Genomic DNA, 22,607 nt, shown 5'->3' with positions numbered 1-22,607 from the left:
GGGGGCTGAATGTTAACTCTTCCCCACTTTCTTTTTAGGAATATACAATATCAGGCGAATGGACTGGTCGTATGTGAAGTAACTCCATATCCATTCGATCAGTACCATCAGTTTGTTCTTGACACCCAGGATAGAACGGAGGTGTACCCCCATCCACACCATCCAGGCAATGAACCCTTGCAGCTTTAACTTTTTCAGGTCGGCCACTGCTTTATTGCGTCCAACGGTAGCCAGTGTTCCGAGATTTAGATAATGGAAGGCTTTCAATTCTTTGCCCGATTCCAGCCGTTTGAGGTTGTCGGCAAGCAGGTTACCTTGTTGGATTGCTACCTGGGCTACCTGTGGGTGGCCGTTTGGGTAGTCTTCCTCTGTTTGGAAGCAGACATCTCCGATGGCAAAAACGTTTGCCATTCCCGGCATCTGGTTAAATTCATTTACCGTTATTCGTCCACCACGGTTTAACGCTTCTTTATCAATATGTTCGAAGTGGGTGGCAGTTACTCCGCTAACCCATACGAGTGTTTGGGTTGCGATGGTGGAGTTGTCGTCCAGTATCACTTTCCCGTCCTGATAATCAGTAACGCGTTTGTTGAGTATGATGTTTACTCCCATTCCTTTCAGGAACTTTTCTGCATTGGCTGATGCTTCGGGCGACATTACTCCGAGTAGCTGGGGAGAACCTTCCACTAGGTAGATGTGCATGTCCGACTGTTTCAGGTCCGGATAATCCTTGGGCATAACGAATCTTTTCATTTCAGCCAATACTCCCGATATTTCAACACCTGTTGCACCGCCACCGACTATAACTACGTTCATTAGTGCTTGCCGTTCCTCCGGGTCGGTACAGATTGTCGCCTTCTCGAAGTTTGAGAGCAGGGTATTCCTGAGTTCGAGAGCTTCCTGGATTGTCTTCATCGGCAAAGCCTTTTCTTCGATGGTCTTGTTGCCGAAGAAGTTGGTGATAGTTCCCGAGGCAATCACCAGATAATCGTAGGTTAATTCACCGATGGATGTTTCAATCAGATTGCGTTCGGCAATGATGGCTTTCACTTCCGCCATCCGGAAATAGAAGTCTTTCTGCTTCTGGAATATCTTCCGGAGAGGAAATATGATTGAGCCCGGTTCCAGCCCGGACGATGCTACCTGATACAACAAAGGCGGGAACTGATGGAAATTGTTTTTGTCTATCAGGACAACCTGGAAATTACTCCCCTTCAGTTTATTGGCCAGCTTTAATCCGCCGAAGCCACCCCCTATGATGACTACGCGTTTCTTATTTGTTTTTGCGATGTTGAAGCCCATGATGTTCTATGTTATGTTTTATAATAGAACAATCGGAAACGGAATATGTTCGGATGGAATAGGGGGAAGGCCTTGATTTATAGGATGAGTTATGAGGGATTATGGCCTCTGAAACAAATACTGTTTAAATCCTTCCGTATAATCCGTGCGATAGTCCCCATTCTCATCCGCATAGATAAACATATATTCCAGTTCCGGATGTTGTTGGTGGATTTTGCGGGCTTCTTCGCGGCCCATAGCCATGAAGGCGGTAGCATAAGCATCGGCGGTCATACAGTCGGCGGCGATAACGGTTGCGCTGAGGACGGACTGTCCGGCGGGAGAACCTGTTCTCGGGTCGATGGTATGGGCGTATTTCTTTCCGTCTTTGATGTAAAAGTTGCGGTAGTCGCCGGAAGTGGCAAGGCCGTGGCGTCCGCATAACCGGACGATTTCCTGTACCTCCTGATTGGTGCCCATCGGGTCATCGGATGGCTTGGTGATCCCGACACGCCAGCATTCTCCCCGGGGATTGACACCTTTGGCTGTCGTTTCACCACCTATATCGATCAGGTAGTTTTCGATGCCTTTACTGTCGAAGAGGCGGGCGATAACTTCGCAACAGCATCCGTCTCCCAAAGAGGAACAATTCAGCAGAAGGCGGGGATCGTCTTTGATAACCTTCCGTCCCTCCAAACGGACTTTCTGATAACCGACAAATGGACGTATGCTGTCTATCATAGCCGGCGTAACACTATCACTCTTGCTGAATCCGAATCCCCAAAGGTTGATAAACGGGGCACAGGTAATATCATAGATGCCATTAGTCTGTCCGGATACTTCCATCGCTTTATTGAAGACTTCGATGAAAAGATCATCGACCTCTATATCTTTGTTTTGGTTTACCTGGGAGATGACGGAGGTAGAATCGAACGGATTAAGGCAATGGTAGTAGCGTTGAAGTTCAGCACTGATTTCATTTTCCAGCGATTCGGTATATTCGAACTTGATTTGATAGGGAGTATGAAGCATGCCGGTTACTTCGTAATACTGTTTCGGCTGATTGCATCCGGTCAGGAGAAAGAATAGGGATAAAGAGAGGAGGTATAGATGTTTCATATATTTGTTAATAATATACTAATGAACCATTAAATAGGTATTCGGGAGGGTTGAAAACAACTACCCTCAAAGGGGAATGTTGTCTACCTGGTAAGTCGACGTTGCCTACCTAGTAGGTAGACGTGGTGACTTCCCATAGGTGACATAACCGACCTGCTCCCGTGTCAGGCACGGGGACAGGTTTTCTTTCAGGTTATAACCCCATCAATATCTTCTTCAATACTGTTTGTGCTGAGATTTCCCGGTTGGCTGCTTCGGGGATGACGATGCTTTGCGGGCTTTCGATCACGTCGTCGGTGACGATCATGTTACGACGAACCGGCAGGCAGTGCATGAAATAAGCGTTGTTGGTCAGTGCCATCTTTTCCGTATCGACAGTCCAGGCGCGGTCTTTGCTTAATACCTGGCCATAATTCGGGTCGGTATAGGCAGCCCAGTTCTTGGCATAGATGAAGTCGGCACCTTCGAAGGCCTTCTTTTGATCATATTCTACACGGGCATTGCCGACGAACTTCGGGTCGAGCTCATACCCTTCGGGATGGGTGATGACAAATTCGTAATCGGTTGCATTCATCCATTCGGCGAAACTGTTGGGAACGGCCTGCGGTAAGGCTTTCGGATGAGGCGCCCAGGTCATAACCACCTTCGGACGGGCAGTCTTCTTGTATTCTTCAATCGTAATCAGGTCGGCAAAACTCTGCAACGGGTGGCGGGTAGCCGCTTCCATGCTGAATACCGGACGACCGGAGTACTGGATGAATTCGGAGATAATCTTTTCATTGTAATCGTCCGCCTTGTTTTCGAAACGGGCAAAGGAACGGACACCGATGATATCGCAGTAGCAACCCATGACAGGAATAGCTTCCAGCAAATGTTCAGGTTTGTCACCATCCATGATGACACCACGTTCGGTTTCCAGTTTCCAGGCACCCTGGTTCACGTCGAGCACCATCGTGTTCATCCCCAGGTTCATCGCAGCCTTCTGGGTGGAGAGGCGGGTGCGCAGGCTGGAGTTGAAGAATATCATTAGCAGCGTCTTGTTCTTGCCAAGTTCTGTGAATTGAAAGCGGTCTTTCTTTATCTCGAATGCTTCGTTAAGCGCCTGCTTCAGGTCGCCTACATCTTGTACACAAGTGAAATGTCTCATGTTATTTATCTGTTTATATGAATAGCAAATGTAGTCAATTTAATTGAATGATAACATAGGCTACAAAGGCTGTTTCTTACTACTGTCTGATCTGGCCTTCCCCCTCGATAATATACTTATAGGTAGTCAGCTCCGGCAATGCCATCGGCCCACGGGCATGCAGCTTCTGCGTACTGATACCGATCTCTGCTCCGAATCCGAACTGTGCGCCGTCGGTGAAGGCGGTCGATACGTTTGCATAAACGCAGGCGGCATCTACCTGTTGCTGGAAGATGCGGATAGCTTCTGCCGATTCGCTTACGATACTTTCACTATGTTTTGAACTGTATCGGGCGATGTACTCCAAGGCTGCGTCGAGACTGGCTACCGTACGGATGCTCATCTTGTAGTCGAGGAACTCGGTACCGAAACTGTCTTCCGTAGCCGGTTGAAGCAGTTCCGATGGATAAGAACCTGCTAGGGAGTTGAAAGCCGGTTGATCGGCGTATATGATTACATGGCTGTCCTTTAACTTATTGCAGATATAGGGCAGGTCGCCGAGCCGGTCTTCATGGATGATCAGGCAATCCAAAGCGTTACATACACTGACACGACGCGTCTTTGCGTTGTTTACGATGGCTTGCCCTTTCTCTTTGTCTCCCTCCTTGTCGAAATAGGTATGGCAGATACCGGCTCCTGTCTCGATTACCGGGACACGGGCATTGTCACGAACGAAGTTAATCAGCGAACTGCTGCCGCGGGGTATGATCAGGTCCACCAGTCCGACAGCATTCAGCAGTTCGGTTGTCGCTTCCCGGTCAGGTGGCAGCAGGCAACAAACAGCCGGGTTTACGCCATGACGTTCCAGCACCTGATGGATGATACCGACCAGTGCCCGGTTAGAGTCGTCAGCATCTGAACCTCCTTTCAATACACAGGCATTGCCACTCTTGAAACAGAGGGAGAATACATCGAATGTCACGTTGGGACGTGCTTCATAGATCACACCTATTACTCCGAATGGGACGGATACCTTGCGGATAACCATGCCGTTCGGGCGGGTTGTTTCGCTTAATACCTTTCCAAGCGGTGAGGGGAGTGTTGCTACATTTCGCATGTCTCCGGCAATACCTTCCAAACGGTCGGTTGTCAGTTTCAGACGGTCGTATTTGGGATTGGCCGGGTCCATACGGGACAGGTCTTTCTCGTTTGCTGCGAGCACTTCAGCTTGCCGGTTCATCAACTCGCCGGCTGTATCGATGAGGATACGGTTTATGGCTTCGTCACTCAGCGTGATCAGCTGGCGTGAAGCGGCAACGGTCTGCTGTAATAGGTTCTTAATAGACATTCTTGATAGTAACTTTTTCCCCTCTTGAGAGGGGGCAGAGGGTATGTAATAATTTGCGTGAATGGCGGAAGATAACACACCCCCTACCCCCTCTCAAGAGGGGAGTGATTACTACCGGTCGCTATGTTTAGTCTCTAATCCAGATACAGATAATCGTAATGTACCAACGGTTTTATATCGCGCTGTCCGATAAGTGAAATAGCCTCATGGCTATCGTATCCGGCACAACCTACACCCAGCTGAACGCCATTCTCGTTCATGATCCGGACGATGTCGTTCTTTTCAAACTCTCCTTTAATGGCTGTGACGCCGACTAATAGAAGGCTTGTCGCACGTGGTCCGGTCAATGCTTCTTCAGTACCTTTGTTGATATGTATCTCTCCTTTGGCAAAGCCTTCGGAGTGGGCGATCCATTTCTTTACGCTGCTGACCGGCTTGGCCGCAGGAATGAAACGGGTACATATTTCCGTACTTCCTTTAACCAACAATTGGGGCAGAATGTTTTCCTTTTTCCCGTTGGCAATAATGACGGTTATACCTTCGTCGGCAACTTTCTGTGCAATGCTGCATTTAGTCAGCATACCACCCCGTCCGAACGAAGACTTACTGGTTTGTACGTATTCGGAAAGGTCCTGTTTTCCACCGTCTATTTCGCGGATAACGGTAGAGGCTGGATCGGCAGGATTTCCGTTGTAGATGCCGTCGATATTACTCAGGATGATAAGTGCATCCATCCCCATCATGGTGGCGATCAGTCCCGACAGTTCGTCGTTGTCCGTAAACATCAGTTCTGTAACGGATATCGTATCGTTTTCGTTTACGATCGGTATCACGTTATTGTCGAGCATCACTTCCATGCAATGTTTCTGGTTGAGATAATGCGTGCGGCTACCGAAATTCTCTTTCGTAGTGAGCACCTGGCCACAAGCGATCTTATGTTCGCGGAACAGTTCAAAGTAACGGTTGATCAGTTTGGCCTGGCCTACTGCGGAGTAGAGTTGGCGGGCTGAAACGGCATCGAGTTTCTTGCCGGGCTTCACCTCGCTTCTCCCGGAAGCTACCGCTCCCGAAGAGATTAAAACAACTTCAACTCCCTTCCGGTGTAGTTCGGCTACCTGGTCGACCAGTGCTGACATACGGGTAACATCGAGTGAGCCATCCTTCCTTGTCAGCACATTACTTCCTATCTTTACAGCTATCCGCTTAAACTGATATGTCATCTTAGCGTTCACGGTTATTTATTGTCTTTATCCCTGATCTCCACGCGACGGATTTTACCGCTGATGGTTTTCGGTAACTCATCGACAAATTCCACTACACGCGGATATTTGTAAGGTGCCGTCACACGTTTCACGTGATCCTGCAATTCCTTAATCAGGGTTTCGCCTGCCTTTTCTTTATAATCATTAGCCAGTACGATTGTTGCTTTTACCACCTGTCCGCGTATTTCGTCCGGCACACCGGTGATGGCGCATTCTACGACTGCCGGGTGTGTCATCAGGGCACTTTCCACTTCGAACGGGCCGATACGGTAACCGGAGCTTTTTATCACATCGTCAGCACGGCCAACAAACCACAGATAGCCGTCTTCATCGCGCCAAGCAACGTCGCCGGTATAATACATGCCGTCGTGCCAGGCTTCGTGAGTCAGTTCGGCATCCCGGTAATATTCTTTGAACAGTCCGATAGGCTTGCCACTGGTCGTGTGGATCACGATTTGTCCCTGTTCGCCATCTTCCGCACGGGTTCCGTCCGGACGGATCAGGTCGACATCATATTGAGGATTGGGAACACCCATAGAACCGGGTTTCGGTTCCATCCAGGGGAAGGTTGCAACTGTCAGTGTTGTTTCTGTCTGGCCGAATCCTTCCATCAGCTTGATTCCCGTCAGCTTATAGAATGCTTCGAATACGGCAGGGTTCAGTGCTTCACCGGCAATCGTACAATATTGTAGGGATGACAGATCGTATTTGGTCATATCTTCACGGATCAGGAAGCGGAAGATTGTTGGAGGTGCACATAAAGAAGTGATTTTGTAGTCCTGAATCATCTGCAACATATCGGCTGGTGTGAACTTCTCATGATCGTAAACGAAAACAGTCGCACCGGCGATCCATTGTCCGTACAGTTTTCCCCAGACGGCTTTTCCCCATCCTGTATCGGCAATCGTCAGGTGAAGACTGTCGAGGTGCAGGTTATGCCAGAAACTACCGGTCACGATATGTCCCAGAGGATAAGTGAAATCGTGTGCCACCATCTTCGGATTACCTGTCGTGCCCGATGTAAAATACATCAGTGAAATATCGTCATTGCTGTTCGGATGAGACGGACGGATGAATGGAGCCGCATCTTCGATCCCCTTATGGAAATCTTCGAAGCCTTCCGGTATTTCAGGACCGACAGAGACTAATTTCTCGATAGTCGGAGAGTCCGGCATGGCGTCGATAATATGTTTGGTAATGATTTCTTCGCCGGCGCAAACGATCATTTTTATATCGGCTGCGTTATTGCGATAAACAATATCTTTTTTAGTCAGCAGGTGAGTTGCCGGAATGACAACCGCTCCTAACTTATGCAATGCGATAATCGAGAACCAGAATTCGTAACGGCGTTTCAGGATCAACATGACCATATCGCCATGTCCTATCCCCAAAGACTGGAAATAGGCAGCCGTTTGATCGGTGTATTTCTTCAGATCTGCAAACGTGAAATCAATATGTTCGCCCCGGTCGTTTGTCCAGCACAAAGCTTTTTTGTCGGGTTCTTCAGCGGCCCATGCATCTACTACATCATATCCGAAATTAAAGTTCTCGGGTACTTTTATCTTGAAATTCTTTATAAAATCTTCCTGAGACGTAAAAGACGTCTGATCTAAGAATCTTTCTAACATAATTTATTTATTTAACGGACAAGGATCGTTGTTGCTTTTATAATTAATTGTCAGCTCTCGCTTGTCAACTGTCTACTGATTTATAAAATGATTGCCAGGAAACTGACTTTTTCTCCATCCAATGCTTTCATGCCGTGTGGCAGTTCGGAGTTGAAATATATGCTGTCTCCTTCTTCAAGGATCAATTCCTTATTGTTGATCTGCAAAAGCATACGTCCTTTCAGTACGAGGTTGTATTCCTGTCCCGGATGAGAATTCAGATAAATAGGCTCTTCTTCGGATTTCGGGTGAACGGTAACCAGGAACGGATCTGCCTTGCGTCCGGCAAAACCGGCAGCCAACGATTGATACTTGTAAGCCTTGGTACGTTCAACGGTAATACCTTTTCCTTTACGGGTAATAAAGTAAGTGCTCATTTTAGGCTCGTCACCGAACATAAGTGTGGTCAGTTCCACTCCGTATGCCTGTGATATCTGGTGTAAAACACTGACTGAAATATCGACATTGCCGCTTTCCAGTTCCAGATATTGCTCTGTGGTCAGGTTACAGACCTTGGCGATTTCTTCAGGAGCTATCTCCAATGCATCACGAAGACCGGCCAGGCGCTCCGCTATCTGTTTTATCTGTTCGTTCATCTTCTGTAGATCGTTTATAGATTTATGTTGCCCCAAAGTTATAAATAAAAAGCAAAATGACTAGAAAAATGGGGGATAGAATGTTATTTAGATATTTTCTTTGGATAAGCAAATGTTAAATCCTATATTTGTTTATGTGTAGGGCTTGAATTTGTTATTGTTAACTCTGGATCTAATATATTGATTAAGTTTTTACTATAAGCGATATCAGGTCTGCCCTAAAATATTTAATTAATATAGTAAACTCATGAATCAAAAGATTAAAATGCATTTCTTCGAAATAGAACGTCCGGACTTTTATCTTTTTATATTTATATTGGATAGAATTATACCTCCTCCTAAAATATCAAAGTTTTCAGAGAATACGGAATATATAGAAATATATAATAAGATTCATCACTATGTAGTGACTGAAAAGCATTTCCTGGATAAAGATATAACAGTAGATATCATTGTCCGTCAATGTAACGTTAAGAAAAAGTCATTGAATAAGATTCTTAGGTTGAAAGATGACGTTGCTTTTCATGCATATATAAATAAACAGCGTGTTATTTATGCATCCGCTTTATTATTGGAACCCTCTAATAAGCTGATTGAAGTTGTAGCTTCTGAATCATGCTTTAATAATTCCCGGACATTTGTGCGTAATTTCAAAATAGTATACCATATGACTCCCAGTGAATATCGTCGTTCTCATAGGACAAAAAACTCCTGATTTTATAGCTGAGCAGTCAAAAGAAACAAATAAGAACGATTTTGTCCTATCCATGGATCGTTTTTGTCTTCTTCATGCTTTGTTTTTCTTTGCTTGATCCGTTTTTTTGTTATTTCTTTGCATCAGAGACAAATGATAAAAATAAAAGGTATTAAAGTATATAGATGCATAGGCATACCTTATCTATGAAAAAGAGAAAGAAGAAGTGATTCTTCTTTGAGTAGTCTGATGAAGACGTTTGTCGGACTACTTTTTCTAGAATACTCGTAGCCTATGATTAAATTTATGTTTTTTCTTTTTATTCATTTGGAGAGGTTGATCAACTTTATTTTTTCATAGTTTTTGATTTAGTAATCAGGTAAGGTCCCGGCTTGTGAAAGTCGGGACTTTTGGTATACAAAAAAAGGATAACCTTTCGATTATCCTTTTTTCAGAGAGCGGAAGACGGGGCTCAAACCCGCGACCCTCAGCTTGGAAGGCTAATGCTCTATCAACTGAGCTACTTCCGCAATTTTTATTGCTTTTGAAATAGTAGTGGGCAGTGATGGATTCGAACCACCGAAGTCGAAAGACAGCTGAGTTACAGTCAGCCCCATTTGGCCACTCTGGTAACTGCCCCTATTATTTTCAATTGCAGTGCAAAGGTACGATTATTTTTGAAACCTGCAAGCGTTTAATCAGAAAAATGAACCATTTTTAATGCGGTCACTGCTGCTTCATCCCCTTTGTTTCCGTACTTACCGCCTGCACGATCTTCCGATTGCTGCATATTGTCCGTAGTTAACAGACCGAAAATGAATGGGATATCATACATCAGGTTTAGTTCGGTAACACCTTGTGTAACGCCTGAACAAACATAATCAAAATGTGGAGTATCGCCTCTGACAACACAGCCAAGAACGATCACAGCGTTTACATCTTTTGTTTCAGCCATGCGTTTTGCACCAAAAGTCAGTTCGAAACTACCCGGTACACGTTTCACATAGATATTTTCCGGTTTTACACCATGTTTTTCCAGAGTGTTGCAGGCACCTTCCAGTAATTTCTCGGTGATGTGCTTATTCCACTCTGCGACTACAATACCGAACGTCATTTCTGAACCGTCAGGGACACTGTTGAAGTCGTAGTCTGATAAATTTTGATAAGCTGTAGCCATAACTTTCTATTTAAAATAAAAGGATGCCTTTTTTGATGGACATCCTTTTATATAGTTCATATCGTAATGATAATATTATTTTGCAGCAGAAGCACGAGCGATATATTTGTCGATATCGGCAGCTTCCATTGAGTTGAAATATTTTTCTTTGATCGTAGTGTATGCTTTAACTGCATCGCTATATTGTTTCTGGTTTTCGTAGGCAATACCTGCTTTTTTCAGATAAACCGGGCTGATCACTTCGTTGTCTGCTTTCTTAGCAGCTTTTTCGAAATAGCTGATACCTTCTTTTACATTACCCATATTTACATAGCAGTCACCGATCAGGCCGATGATAGCCGGAGAAATCATATTGTCGTCTCCACTGAATGATTTCAGTTTGTCAAGAGCTTTTTCAGTTTCTCCCATCTTGAAATAACAGATACCTGCATAAGCCTTTGCCAGGTTGCCGGAAGCAGTACTTCCATATTGGTCGATGATACCTTCGAATCCGTCAAAGTCAGCGCCATTACCGTTTAAAGCCAGATTGAAAGAATCTTTAGCGAAATACTGTTCTCCTTTAAATATAGCAGCGGCTGCTTTCTTTTCCTGAGGAATCAAATAACCGTGTTTAATTCCTAAAACAGCTCCAACAACGAGTGCGATAGCTATAATTCCGTAAATGATCTTTTTTGAATTGTTTTCAATGAACTGCTCTGATCTTGAAACAATTTCTTCTACTTCTAACTCCGTGTTGGTGTTTTTTTCCTTAGTAGCCATAATGTGTTATAGTTATTTATTATTTTTATCTACTGATTTATGCCAATGGCAATTCAAAGCGCAAAAGTAGTTTTTTTTACTGATATAATCTATACTTAGAAGTATATTTTTTAATTTTGTACGATTAATAAGGTACAGATGATACTCAAAAAGCTTTCTATTCTCAATTATAAAAATATTCTTCAGGCGGAAGTCGCTTTCTCTCCGAAAATGAATTGTTTCTTTGGAAATAATGGGATGGGGAAGACGAACCTGCTGGATGTGATCCACTATCTTTCGTTTTGCAAGAGTCATATCAATACTCCTGATAGTCAGATTATAAATAATGATCAGGATATGTGCGTTATCCAGGGTGAATATGATTACGAGGGGAGAAACGAGGATATATTCTGTGCTATCCGCCGTCGCCAGCGGAAACAGTTCAAACGGAATAAAAAGGAATATGATAAGTTGTCCGAACACATCGGACTCCTGCCTTTGGTTATGGTGTCGCCGGCGGATTCAGATCTGATCCGGGGGGGAGTGACGAACGCCGCCGCTTTCTGGATCTGATCATTTCGCAACAGGACAAACAATATCTGCATGCCTTGATACAATATAACAAGGCTTTGCTCCAGCGGAATATTCTTTTGAAGAATCAAAATACAGATACATCTCTGTATGAAGTGCTGGAAATGCAATTGGATATGTATGGGCGGATGGTGTTCGAGAAGCGCCAGCTGCTGGTGGAAAGTTTTATTCCTATTTTTAACGAATACTATCAAACGATCTGCCGTTCTACCGAACAGGTCGGATTGGGGTATATATCCCAACTGGCAGACCGGAATCTGGCTGAGTCGCTGGCTGCCAACAGGGAGCGTGACCGTATTCTGGGATATACTTCCAACGGTGTTCATAAAGATGAACTGGAAATGACATTGAATGAACAATTAATCCGCAGGGCCGGTTCGCAAGGACAAAATAAAACTTATCTGATAGCACTGAAGTTGGCTCAGTTTGCTTTTCTGACCCGGAAAGGGCAGACAACTCCCATTTTGCTTTTGGATGATATATTTGATAAACTGGATGCGGCACGAGTGGCTGAGATCATCAAGCTGGTCAGTGGAGATAGTTTCGGGCAGATATTTATTACCGATACCAACCGGAAATACCTGGATGAAATCCTGCAGGCAATGAATCATGATTATGCTTTGTTCAGAGTAGAACAGGGTGAAGTTCAACCGATGGAGGATCAGCCATGAAGCGAAAGAATACACAAGCGATCGGTGAAGTCCTGAGAGATTTCTTTGAAGATAATACGGAACTTTATGAAAAGATTTTGGAAATTCGTGTGGAACGTGCCTGGAAAGAAGTGCTCGGACCGATGGTTATGCAATATACCCGTAATATATATGTACGCGATCATATATTATATGTATCGTTGACTTCTGCTGTCTTGAGAAGTGAGCTGACTTTATGCCGTGAACGGTTGGTGAAGAGTCTGAATGAATATGCCGGGGCAACCGTTATACACGATATTATTATCCGTTGACAATCTCTTTTTCCGTAATGATCATATCCATTTTCTTATCGAAAGATTCGGTAGGGACTGTGTCTTGTAGCTGAAAATCGAAACATATACCGATTTTGGGTGCTTGCAATGTGGATAACAGTCTGTCGTAATATCCTTTACCGCGTCCCATGCGGTTCAGTTGCCGGTCGAAAGCTACACCCGGAACAATGATCAGGTCTATTTCCGATTCATCGACAGTTGTTTTCTGTTCGATAGGTTCCATAATGCCGAAGATGCCCGGTTTAAGGCTGTCAGTACCGTTATAGGGTAACAGGCGGAGATCATCTCCTACAATCAACGGTAGGAGAAGTTGTTTTTTTTCAAACCATTTTTCAAGGAAACCGGCCGTTTGGACTTCGCCGGGTATCGCGTTGTATAAAGCGATACAGGAAGCCTGCCGGAAGAGTTCAGTCTCTTCCAGCCGCTTCATTATTTCTTCGGAAAGATCAAGCAATGTAGTCTTCTTGTACGATTTCTTTAGCGAGGCTATGTATTTTCGGAGTTGTTGCTTGGATTCCTGCAATTCCTTTGTCTGCATCTTTTTTCTCTAATGTAGGAACGGATTTACCTTCGTTTATGATCTGGATAGCACGTAATAACGTAGGATCGTCTTTCAGGAAGATCGGATAGAATCCGGCTTCGTCGAAAAAGTTACGTACGATATATGCCTGCAACTGGCTTTCGATCAGCTTTCCTGATATATTGATCAGATTCGGGCGTTTCTTGATCCCTTTGGTTGCGGCAAAGTTCGTGAAGTCATATAGCAATGGCTGCGATTGCAGATACTTGTACAGATCCTGATAAGTCGTGAACGAAGATAATTTTTCACGATTCTGGTCTGAATATTCAAGTGCATACAGATAAAGTGTGCCACTGTTGACGATACTTGTGAAATACGTTGTAATTCCGCTTGTATCGCGTGGAATAAATATATCCGGCATGATACCGCCACCACCATAGACCGTACGTCCCATCATGGTGTTATATTTTTCCGTATGCGTATTCTTGATACTGTCGGCTGAATCGAATTCACCATGGATGAATCGGTTGTATATATCCTGATCATAATCGGTGGAATTACCCATTTCATAATCTTTTTGGATACTTCTTCCGGAAGGAGTGTAATAACGGGCGATTGTCAGGCGGATTTCAGAACCGTCGCTCAGTTTGATCGGTGACTGAACCAATCCTTTTCCATACGTACGGCGTCCGATGATCAATCCACGGTCGTTATCCTGGATCGCTCCGGAGAAAATCTCGCTGGCAGAAGCCGAGAACTCATCTGTCAGGACAACGATCGGAGCCTCTTTGCAAGTGCCGGTTCCGTTTGTATAGACATCGTTACGGGGGAAGGCCTTACCTTCCGTGTAAACGATCAGTCGTCCCTCCGGCATGAATTCGTTGACCATATTGATGGCGGCATCCATATAACCTCCTGTATTTCCACGCAGGTCGATAACGAAAGAACTGCATCCTGCTTCTTTCAGTTTGGCGATAGCTGTAATGAACTCGTTATAAGTTGTCCGGCCGAACTTGCTGACTTTGATATAACCAATGCCTTTACTAACCTCGTAGGAAACATCCACAGAGTTGACCGGAACATCACCGCGTGTAACATCGAAATAAAGCAGTTCCGGTTCACCTCCGCGTTTTACTCCCAGTTTAACGGTGCTGTTTTTGGCTCCGCGCAGCGTACGCATAATTTTTGCCTGGCTGGTGTTATTTCCCGAATAGATCGAGTCGTTGATTGTAATGATACGGTCGAATGGCAATAAACCAGCTTTTTCAGCCGGACCTCCGGAGATAACACTGATTACCAGGATCGTGTCTGTCTGCATATTGAATGATACACCGATACCGCTGAACGACCCTTCGAGGTCTTCATTCACTATTGTCGCGTCTTCGGCAGAAATGTAAACGGAGTGCGGATCCAGTTCACTGAATATTTTAGGTATGGTGCCTTCCACCAGCTTTGCCATATTAACGGTATCGACATATTGTTCGTCGATAATATCGAGTATGGCATTTATTTTATTCCCGCTGGAGAACATACGGCGCTTGCCATGTTGTGTAAGAGAAAGATAATTGTTCCCGATAAAAATTCCGAGAGCAATACTTGCTGCAATGATAACAGGTAACCAGATGGTCAACCTTCTGTTTTTGTCCATAAAAACGTATATTTATTCGTTTATATCAATATAATCTATACTAATACCGGCGCGTTGCAATAAATTGCATCCGTCTTCCATCCGGTACTTTTCTGAATATACAACACGCTTAATGCCCGATTGGATGATCAGCTTGGCGCATTCGATGCAAGGGGCCGAAGTCACATAGATCGTCGCTCCTTTACTGCTGTTTGAAGATGCCGCCACTTTTGTTATTGCATTCGCTTCGGCATGTAACACATAGGGCTTGGTCACATTATTTTCATCTTCACAGACATTCTCAAAACCGGCAGGTGTCCCGTTGTATCCATCGGAAATGATCATTTGGTCCTTAACTATCAGTGCACCGACCTGACGTCGTTTGCAATATGAATTTTCAGCCCAAACGGCAGCCATCCGCAGATAACGTTTATCTAATTCATATTGTTTCTCTGTTTTTTCGCACATTGTTTACCTGATTTTGTACTTATTACTTTAGCTGGCAAAGGTAAATATAATTGATTTAACTATTGTATGTTTAGCGATTTTTATATCAATTGCTATTAGCTTTCGGTTCAGTCTGTTTGATGCCGTTTCTTATGAGCAGGGCGTCGATGGTCGGCTCCTGTCCGCGAAAGCGTTTATACAGGATTGCCGGGTCTTCGGTTCCTCCTTTTGAAAGGACATTTTCACGGAACGAGCGAGCTGTTTCCCTGTTGAATATGCCTGTGGCTTTGAATACAGAAAATGCATCAGCATCCAATACTTCCGCCCATTTATATCCGTAATATCCGGCGGCATAGCCTCCGGAAAAGATATGTCCGAAGCTACTGCTCATGAATGTGCCCGGAACTTCCGGTACGATAACGGTCCGTGCCCAAGCCTGTTTTTCAAAGGCGATGACATCTCCCTCAAACGGTTCGTTCTGTGTATGCCATGCCATATCGAGCATGCCGAAACTTAATTGGCGGCAGCAGAAATAGCCGGTGTTGAAGTTGGATGCATCGACTAGCTTCCGGATCAGTTCCTGCGGGATTTTTTCGCCTGTTTCATAATGTACGGCGATCTGGTCGAGAAATTCCTTTTCCGTCAGCCAGTTTTCCATGAGTTGTGAAGGCAGTTCGACAAAGTCGCGATATACATTTGTACCGGACAGGCTGGCGTACTTTCCTTCGGCAAACATTCCGTGCAGGGCATGTCCGAATTCATGTAGAAGCGTATTTACTTCGTCGAAAGTCAGTAAAGACGGTTTAGTCTCCGTTGGACGTGTGAAATTCATGACGATGATAATCTGTGGGCGACTATCGCTTCCGTCGGCTTCGTGATACTGCTCTTTGATACTGTTCATCCAGGCTCCCGATTGTTTTCCGTCGCGCGGATGAAAATCAGTATACAGGATGGAGAGGAATTTACCGTCTGCATCGTATACTTCATAAGCATCTACTTCCGGATGATAAACCGGTATTTCCTTGTTCTCTTTGAATGTGATGCCGTATAGCTGTGTGGCAAGTCCGAACACACCGTTTTTGACATTGTTCAGTTCAAAGTAGGGACGTGTCATTTCATCGTTTACATCGAAACGGATGTCTTTCAGTTTTTCTGAATAATAACTCCAGTCCCAGGGCATGACGGTGATATTTTCTTTTTCCATACCCATGGCAAACCCTTGTACTGCATTATATTCGTTGATGGCGACAGGTTTATAGGCATCGAGCAATTGATTCAGCAGGTTATAAACAGTAGCCGGATTTTTAGCCATCGTATGCTTAAGCGAATATTCTGCATAGGTGTTGTAACCCATCAATCTGGCTATCTCCAGGCGAATATTGATGATCTGGCGGATGATCTCTTTATTGTCATATTCGTCTCCCTTGTTCCCTACGCTCATGTATTCCCGGTACATTGTTTCACGCAATTTGCGTGAATCGGCATATCGCATGAATGGGATATAACTCGGTGCAGTCAGGTTAAATAACCAACCCTTTTTCCCTTTTTCTTTGGCACGGAGAGCTGCGGCTTCACAAATACTTTCGGGAAGGCCCGACAAATCTTTCTCATCGGTAAGAAGCAGTTCGTACCTGTTTTTGTCCTTCAATGCATTCTGGTCGAATCTCAGAGATAGTACGCTCAGGTCTGTGCTTAATTTGCGGTATTTCTCTTTGTCTTCCGGATTCAGGTTGGCACCACGAACGGAGAACGATTCAAATGTTTCTTCCAGCAGCTTGGTATCTTCTGTAGAAAGGTTGAGCCTGTCTTTTTGTTCATATACGTTCTTGACACGTGCAAATAGCTTTTCATTCAGAAAGATATTATTAGAGCTTTCCGACAACTTGGGGGAGATTCTTTGTGAGATCTCCATCATTTCGTCGTCGGCTTCCGCATTCAATATATTGAAGAAGGCTGAACTGACTTTGTTCAGCAGTTTACCGCTACGTTCCAGAGCGATGATTGTATTTTCGAAGGTTGCCGGCTGTGTATCGTTGGCAATGGCCTGCACTTCACTATCGAGTCGCTTTATTCCCTCATCGAAAGCCGGTTCGAAATGTTCGTTTTTTATCTCGTTGAAAGGAGGGGTTTCGAAAGGGGTGTTATAACTAAAGAAAAACGGATTATGAGTTGTTTGTGTCATATCTCTTATACATTATATATTATTATAGTCCATATATTGCCGGAAACAACCTGTTTATTTCCGGCACAAAGATGGAAAAAATAGCTGTGCTACAGAATAAATTCCCTCTATATTTCTTAATTGTGTTGCCGATCCAATTGTTTGCCGATAGTTATAAGCATAATAGCCGATAATTATCGACAATTATACCGACAGATGTAAGCAAGCTTACCGATAGCTATCGACAAACAGTTGGATAGGCAACAAATCCTTATTGCATCGGCAATAAAGTCTGTCTGTATCGGTATTTGCCAGCAATTGGTATACTATTGTTTCCCGCTTGTGTTTTTATAACTTTCTGCAGAGGTTTTTTGTTTTCTTCTTACTGTGTGTATTTTTTTCAAAAAGTATGCAGATCTGTTTTTGGGGGTTAGTCTAAGATATTCATAAAGTAGCTTGTTTTGAGTTTTTAACAACTGTTCATGTGTTTGACAACACATGAACGGAAGCTTCTAATTTTCTAAGGAGTTATTTATCAAACGTTTTGGCGTTGTAAAAAAAGTTAGTTTCTAAATAAATATGAAAGCTGATTTGTTTTTTTTGTTTTTAAGTGATACATTTGGTCTGTATATCATATCATTTTCATTATATAAGCATAAACTTAAAACCAAATATAAAATTATGAGTTATCTTAAATTTGACAAGACTCTTATGACAAACCTGGAGGAGTCTCTACCAAGGGAGATTCTTCGTACGAATCGTTCGGGAGCCTATCACTGTACAACTATCGCGGATTGTAATACGCGAAAGTATCATGGATTACTTGTCATTCCGGTGCCAGAACTAGATGATGAAAACCATGTGTTGCTATCATCGTTGGATGAAACGGTTATACAGCATGGGGCTGAATTTAATTTAGGTCTCCATAAGTATCAGGGTGATAACTATAGTCCGAACGGGCATAAATACATCCGTGAATTTGAATGTGAGAAAGTACCGACAACAATCTACAGAGTAGGTGGAGTTGTTTTGAAAAAAGAAAAGCTTTTTGTTCATCATGAAAACCGGATTTTGATTCGGTATACATTGTTGGATGCGCATTCTGCTACAACCTTGCGTTTGCGTCCGTTTTTAGCTTTTCGTAGTGTACGTGAATATACCCATGAGAATTCACAGGCTAGTCGTGAGTATCAGGTTGTCACAAACGGTATTAAGACATGTATGTATCCGGGATATCCCGAATTGTACATGCAGTTAAATAAAAAGAATGAGTTCCATTTTCAACCGGACTGGTATCGTGGTATCGAATATCCGAAAGAACAGGAGAGAGGGTATGATTTCAATGAAGACCTTTATGTTCCCGGGTATTTTGAAGTAGATATCAAAAAAGGTGAAAGCATTGTTTTCTCCGGAGGTGTTTCCGAGACGGGTACACGTGCGTTGAAAAAGACGTTTGAAGAAGAAATGGAAGAGCGTACTCCGCGTGATACATTTAAACATTGTCTGATCAATGCTGCTCATCAATTTCTGAATAAGCAGGGCGACGAGTTTTATATTCTGGCCGGTTATCCCTGGTTTAAGTGTCGTGCTCGCGACATGTTTATATCATTGCCGGGACTGACGCTGGCTATCAACGAAAAGTCCAAATTTGAGCTTGTGATGGAAACAGCCCGTAAAGCTTTGTATGCTTTCATGAATAATGAACCGAGCCACCTACGGGTTTATGAAATGGATCATCCCGATATTTTACTTTGGGCTGTGTGGTGTATCCAGCAGTATGCTAAGATGGTGTCACGCGATGCATGTCGTGAGAAATATGGTGTATTGTTGGAGGATATCATGGCATTTATTTGCAGTAATAAACATCCTAATCTGTCTTTACTTGACAACGGTTTGTTGTATACTCGCGGAACAGAGAAGGCTGTTACATGGATGAACTCTACAGCTAATGGGCGACCGGTAATACCTCGGACTGGTTTTGTTGTAGAAATTAATACTTTGTGGTATAATGCCCTATGTTTTGTAGGCGAATTGCTGGGTGAGGCAGGAAATGAACAATTAAGTACTGAATTATCTGTTTTGGCTGAAAGAAGCGGTAAGTCGTTTCTCGAAACATTTTTGAACGAGTACGGTTATTTGTTAGATTATGTAGATGGAAATATGATGGACTGGAGTGTCCGTCCTAATATGATATTTGCCGTAGCTTTGGATTATTCTCCTTTGAATGCCAGCCAGAAAAAAGGAGTACTTGATATTGTAACGAAAGAATTACTTACGCCAAAAGGTCTTCGTTCGTTGAGCCCGAAGAGCGGAGGTTATAATCCGAATTATGTAGGGCCTCAGATTCAGCGCGATTATGCCTATCATCAAGGTACTGCATGGCCATGGTTGGCAGGTTTTTATTTCGAAGCTTATCTTCGTATTTATAAAATGAGTGCCTTGGGTTTTATTGAACGCTATTTGATCGGTTATGAAGATGAGATGTCTTCTCACTGTATCGGATCTATTTCTGAACTGTTTGATGGAAATCCTCCTTTCAAAGGACGCGGTGCTGTTTCTTTTGCTATGAATGTGGCAGAAATATTGCGAGTGTTATATTTATTGAGTAAATACAATTATTAATAGGAGGAGCCAATATGAAAGTATTAATGTTTGGATGGGAATTTCCTCCCAAAATATATGGTGGTCTTGCTGTAGCATCCTATGGGATTACAAAAGGATTGAGTTTGCAGGGAGATGTAGAAACGACTTTCTGTCTTCCGAAGCCGACCGGGGAAGAAGAAGGTTTTTTGAATATCATCGGTATGAACCAGGTGCCGATTGTGTGGCGTGATGTCGATTATAACTATGTCAAGTCGCGGTTGCCTCATTATATGACGCCGGAGCAGTATTATGCTTTTCGCGATCATATTTATGCCGACTTTTCTCATATGCATGTCAATGATTTGGGATGTATGGAATTTGCCGGGGGATATCCGGGTAATCTTCATGATGAGATCAATAATTTTTCTATTATAGCCGGAGTTATAGCTCGGCAACAGCAGTTCGATATAATTCATGCGCATGACTGGCTGACTTATCCGGCAGGTGTGCATGCGAAGCTGGTAAGTGGAAAACCATTATGTATCCATGTTCATGCGACTGATTTTGACCGTTCACGTGGAAAGGTGAATCCAACCGTGTATGCGATGGAGAAGAACGGTATGGATCATGCTGATTGTATCATGTGTGTATCGGAACTGACTCGTCAGACGGTTATCCGCGAATATCATCAGGATCCCCGTAAATGTTTTGCTATGCACAATGCCGTTTATCCGCTTTCGCAGGAGTTGCTGGATATACCTCGTCCGGAGCATCCGAAAGAAAAAGTGGTTACGTTCCTTGGACGTATCACGATGCAGAAAGGACCGGAATATTTTGTAGAAGCGGCAGCTTTGGTATTGAAACGCTCACGCAATATCCGTTTCGTAATGGCGGGTTCGGGTGATATGTTGAATGCCATGATCAATTTGGCCGCTGAGCGCGGTATTGCCGATCGTTTCCATTTTCCGGGTTTTCAACGTGGCCGCCAGGTGTATGAAGCATATAAAAACAGTGATGTGTTCGTGATGCCTTCCGTTTCCGAGCCATTCGGTATTGCTCCGTTGGAAGCGATGCAGTGCGGAACACCTTCTATTATCTCAAAGCAGTCCGGATGCGGTGAAATTCTTGATAAAGTGATTAAAACAGATTATTGGGATATCAATGCAATGGCCGACGCTATTTATTCTCTTTGTACGAATGAATCTCTTTTCAAATACCTTCAGGAAGAAGGAAAGAAGGAGGTTGACGGCATTACGTGGGAAAAAGTCGGTTTGCGAATCCGAGCACTTTATGAGGAAGTTTTAAAGAATTACGGTAAATAATAAAACAATAACTAGATATGAAAACAATCTGTCTTTATTTTGAAATACATCAAATCATTCATCTGAAACGTTATCGCTGCTTTGATATAGGTACCGATCATTACTACTATGATGATTATGAAAATGAACGCAGTATCAGTGATATTGCAGCACGTTCGTATATTCCTGCTCTGACAACATTGCTTGAAATGGCAAAAGAGAATGGTGGGGCATTTAAAGTTGCATTTTCAATCTCTGGTGTGGCCATGGAGCAATTGGAGGTATATGCCCCCAGAGTGATCGAACTGTTGCATCAGTTGAATGATACCGGTTGCTGTGAGTTCTTGTGTGAACCTTATTCGCACGGTTTGTCTTCATTGGCTAATGAAGAGTGTTTCCGGGAAGAGGTAGACCGTATGAAGAAAAAGATCAAACAGGTATTCGGACAAACTCCGAAAGTGTTCCGTAATTCAAGCTTGATCTATTCGAATGAAATCGGTGCTTTGGTTGCCAGCATGGGATTTAAAGGTATGTTGACGGAAGGTGCTAAGCATGTTTTAGGTTGGAAAAGCGCTCATTATTTATATCATTGTGCATATAACCCGAATCTGAAGTTGTTGCTTCGTGATTTCAAATTGTCGGATGATATTAGTTTGCGTTTTTCTAATTCAAGTTGGAGTGAGTATCCATTGTTTGCAGATAAGTATATGGATTGGATTGCTGCATTTCCTGAAGAAGAGCAGGTTATCAATATATTTATGGAACTTGGGGCTTTGGGAATTGCCCAACCGTTATCTTCTAATATCTTGAGTTTTATCAAAGCATTGCCTGCTTGTGCAAAAGAAAGAGGTATTACGTTCTCTACACCGACAGATATTGTGACTAAATTGAAATCAGTGGATCAGGTTGATGTCCCTTATCCGATGTCGTGGATAGATGAAGAAAGAGATATCAGTTGTTGGTTGGGTAATGTGATGCAGCGTGAAGCATTCAATAAGCTTTATAGTGTGGCAGAACGTGTTCATTTGTGTGATGACCGTCGTATCAAGCAAGACTGGGATTATTTGCAGGCAAGTAATAATTTCCGTTTCATGACTACAAAGAATACGGGGATTTGGTTGAATCGTGGTATCTATGATTCTCCTTATGATGCATTTACAAACTATATGAATATCCTGGGAGATTTTATTAGTCGTGTGAATGCTTTGTACCCAATTGATGTGGATAATGAAGAATTAAATTCATTATTGACTACAATTAAGAATCAGGGTATTGAGATTGAGACACTTCAGAAAGAAGTCGATAAGTTGAAAAAGAAAGCAGCGAAAAAGAAACAATAGTCTTTCATAAAAAAAGCGGATAATTTTTTTGATTATCCGCTTTTTTT

18 protein-coding genes, 2 tRNA genes and 1 pseudogene are annotated in these 22,607 nt (G+C 43.4%); 6 read left to right on the top strand and 15 right to left on the bottom strand.

Going from position 1 to position 22,607, the window contains the following annotated elements; translation table 11 throughout:
- Positions 1-12 precede the first annotated feature (12 nt).
- From C825_RS23855 to C825_RS23825, 7 genes are all read right to left on the bottom strand, one after another.
- Positions 13-1,302, bottom strand: a complete 1,290-nt coding sequence (locus C825_RS23855) for an NAD(P)/FAD-dependent oxidoreductase (protein ID WP_010800461.1) — start codon at positions 1,300-1,302, stop codon at positions 13-15.
- Between the two features lie 99 nt (positions 1,303-1,401).
- On the bottom strand, positions 1,402-2,400 hold the full coding sequence (locus C825_RS23850; protein WP_010800460.1) for an FAD:protein FMN transferase: 999 nt from the start codon (positions 2,398-2,400) through the stop codon (positions 1,402-1,404).
- Positions 2,401-2,593: 193 nt separating this feature from the next.
- Entirely contained in the window at positions 2,594-3,547 is a 954-nt protein-coding gene (locus tag C825_RS23845; RefSeq protein WP_007654116.1) for an N-acetylornithine carbamoyltransferase, read from the bottom strand.
- 79 nt (positions 3,548-3,626) lie between these two features.
- A complete protein-coding gene (locus C825_RS23840) occupies positions 3,627-4,874 on the bottom strand; it encodes a glutamate-5-semialdehyde dehydrogenase (protein ID WP_010800459.1) in 1,248 nt (415 codons plus the stop codon).
- A 134-nt stretch (positions 4,875-5,008) separates the two neighbouring features.
- Positions 5,009-6,094 carry a glutamate 5-kinase gene (proB, locus tag C825_RS23835; protein WP_010800458.1) on the bottom strand — a complete coding sequence of 362 codons (1,086 nt, stop codon included), beginning with the start codon at positions 6,092-6,094 and terminating at the stop codon, positions 5,009-5,011.
- Positions 6,095-6,108: 14 nt separating this feature from the next.
- Positions 6,109-7,764, bottom strand: coding sequence for an AMP-binding protein (locus tag C825_RS23830; protein WP_010800457.1), 1,656 nt, complete (start codon positions 7,762-7,764; stop codon positions 6,109-6,111).
- A gap of 80 nt (positions 7,765-7,844) precedes the next feature.
- A complete protein-coding gene (locus tag C825_RS23825; protein ID WP_010800456.1) occupies positions 7,845-8,399 on the bottom strand; it encodes a helix-turn-helix domain-containing protein in 555 nt (184 codons plus the stop codon).
- A 247-nt stretch (positions 8,400-8,646) separates the two neighbouring features.
- Between C825_RS23825 and C825_RS23820 the strand changes: the two genes are divergently transcribed.
- A complete protein-coding gene (locus C825_RS23820) occupies positions 8,647-9,114 on the top strand; it encodes a helix-turn-helix domain-containing protein (RefSeq protein ID WP_010800455.1) in 468 nt (155 codons plus the stop codon).
- A gap of 436 nt (positions 9,115-9,550) precedes the next feature.
- On the opposite strand, the gene C825_RS23815 is transcribed toward C825_RS23820, so the two are convergent.
- From C825_RS23815 to C825_RS23800, 4 genes are all read right to left on the bottom strand, one after another.
- Positions 9,551-9,623, bottom strand: a tRNA-Gly gene (locus C825_RS23815).
- 26 nt (positions 9,624-9,649) lie between these two features.
- Positions 9,650-9,732 (bottom strand) — tRNA-Tyr (locus C825_RS23810).
- Positions 9,733-9,787: 55 nt separating this feature from the next.
- Positions 9,788-10,270: a 6,7-dimethyl-8-ribityllumazine synthase gene (gene ribH / locus C825_RS23805; RefSeq protein WP_007654108.1), complete on the bottom strand. Its 483-nt coding sequence runs from the start codon at positions 10,268-10,270 to the stop codon at positions 9,788-9,790.
- Between the two features lie 75 nt (positions 10,271-10,345).
- Positions 10,346-11,029 carry a tetratricopeptide repeat protein gene (locus C825_RS23800; RefSeq protein ID WP_007654107.1) on the bottom strand — a complete coding sequence of 228 codons (684 nt, stop codon included), beginning with the start codon at positions 11,027-11,029 and terminating at the stop codon, positions 10,346-10,348.
- A 138-nt stretch (positions 11,030-11,167) separates the two neighbouring features.
- Between C825_RS23800 and recF the strand changes: the two are divergent.
- Positions 11,168-12,270, top strand: a pseudogene (gene recF / locus C825_RS23795) (DNA replication/repair protein RecF).
- Positions 12,267-12,560: a DciA family protein gene (locus C825_RS23790; protein WP_007654102.1), complete on the top strand. Its 294-nt coding sequence runs from the start codon at positions 12,267-12,269 to the stop codon at positions 12,558-12,560. Before recF ends, C825_RS23790 begins: the two are co-directional and overlap by 4 nt.
- On the opposite strand, the gene C825_RS23785 is transcribed toward C825_RS23790, so the two are convergent.
- From C825_RS23785 to C825_RS23770, 4 genes are all read right to left on the bottom strand, one after another.
- Positions 12,550-13,119 (bottom strand): 5-formyltetrahydrofolate cyclo-ligase, encoded by a 570-nt coding sequence (locus C825_RS23785; protein ID WP_081615919.1) that lies wholly within the window; start codon positions 13,117-13,119, stop codon positions 12,550-12,552. The genes C825_RS23790 and C825_RS23785 overlap by 11 nt on opposite strands.
- The gene (locus tag C825_RS23780) at positions 13,028-14,749 is read right to left on the bottom strand and encodes a S41 family peptidase (RefSeq protein WP_010800452.1); all 1,722 of its coding nucleotides are present in this window, start codon (positions 14,747-14,749) and stop codon (positions 13,028-13,030) included. Before C825_RS23780 ends, C825_RS23785 begins: the two co-directional genes overlap by 92 nt.
- A gap of 12 nt (positions 14,750-14,761) precedes the next feature.
- Positions 14,762-15,196 (bottom strand): dCMP deaminase family protein, encoded by a 435-nt coding sequence (locus tag C825_RS23775; protein ID WP_007654099.1) that lies wholly within the window; start codon positions 15,194-15,196, stop codon positions 14,762-14,764.
- 85 nt (positions 15,197-15,281) lie between these two features.
- Positions 15,282-17,357, bottom strand: a complete 2,076-nt coding sequence (locus C825_RS23770; protein ID WP_010800451.1) for a M3 family metallopeptidase — start codon at positions 17,355-17,357, stop codon at positions 15,282-15,284.
- Positions 17,358-18,017: 660 nt separating this feature from the next.
- On the opposite strand from C825_RS23770, the gene C825_RS23765 reads away from it, so the two are divergent.
- The 3 genes from C825_RS23765 to C825_RS23755 are packed head-to-tail and all read left to right on the top strand — an operon-like array spanning position 18,018 to position 22,560.
- The gene (locus C825_RS23765) at positions 18,018-19,958 is read left to right on the top strand and encodes a glycogen debranching enzyme N-terminal domain-containing protein (protein ID WP_044215229.1); all 1,941 of its coding nucleotides are present in this window, start codon (positions 18,018-18,020) and stop codon (positions 19,956-19,958) included.
- A gap of 14 nt (positions 19,959-19,972) precedes the next feature.
- A complete protein-coding gene (locus C825_RS23760; protein ID WP_010800450.1) occupies positions 19,973-21,241 on the top strand; it encodes a glycosyltransferase family 4 protein in 1,269 nt (422 codons plus the stop codon).
- Positions 21,242-21,258: 17 nt separating this feature from the next.
- Complete coding sequence (locus C825_RS23755; RefSeq protein ID WP_007654094.1) at positions 21,259-22,560, top strand: glycoside hydrolase family 57 protein; 1,302 nt, start codon at positions 21,259-21,261, stop codon at positions 22,558-22,560.
- Positions 22,561-22,607 lie beyond the last annotated feature (47 nt).

The sequence above is a fragment of the Parabacteroides sp. ASF519 genome (assembly GCF_000364265.2).
Classification (GTDB): domain Bacteria; phylum Bacteroidota; class Bacteroidia; order Bacteroidales; family Tannerellaceae; genus Parabacteroides; species Parabacteroides goldsteinii.
This window is presented reverse-complemented; position numbering and strand designations above follow the sequence as displayed.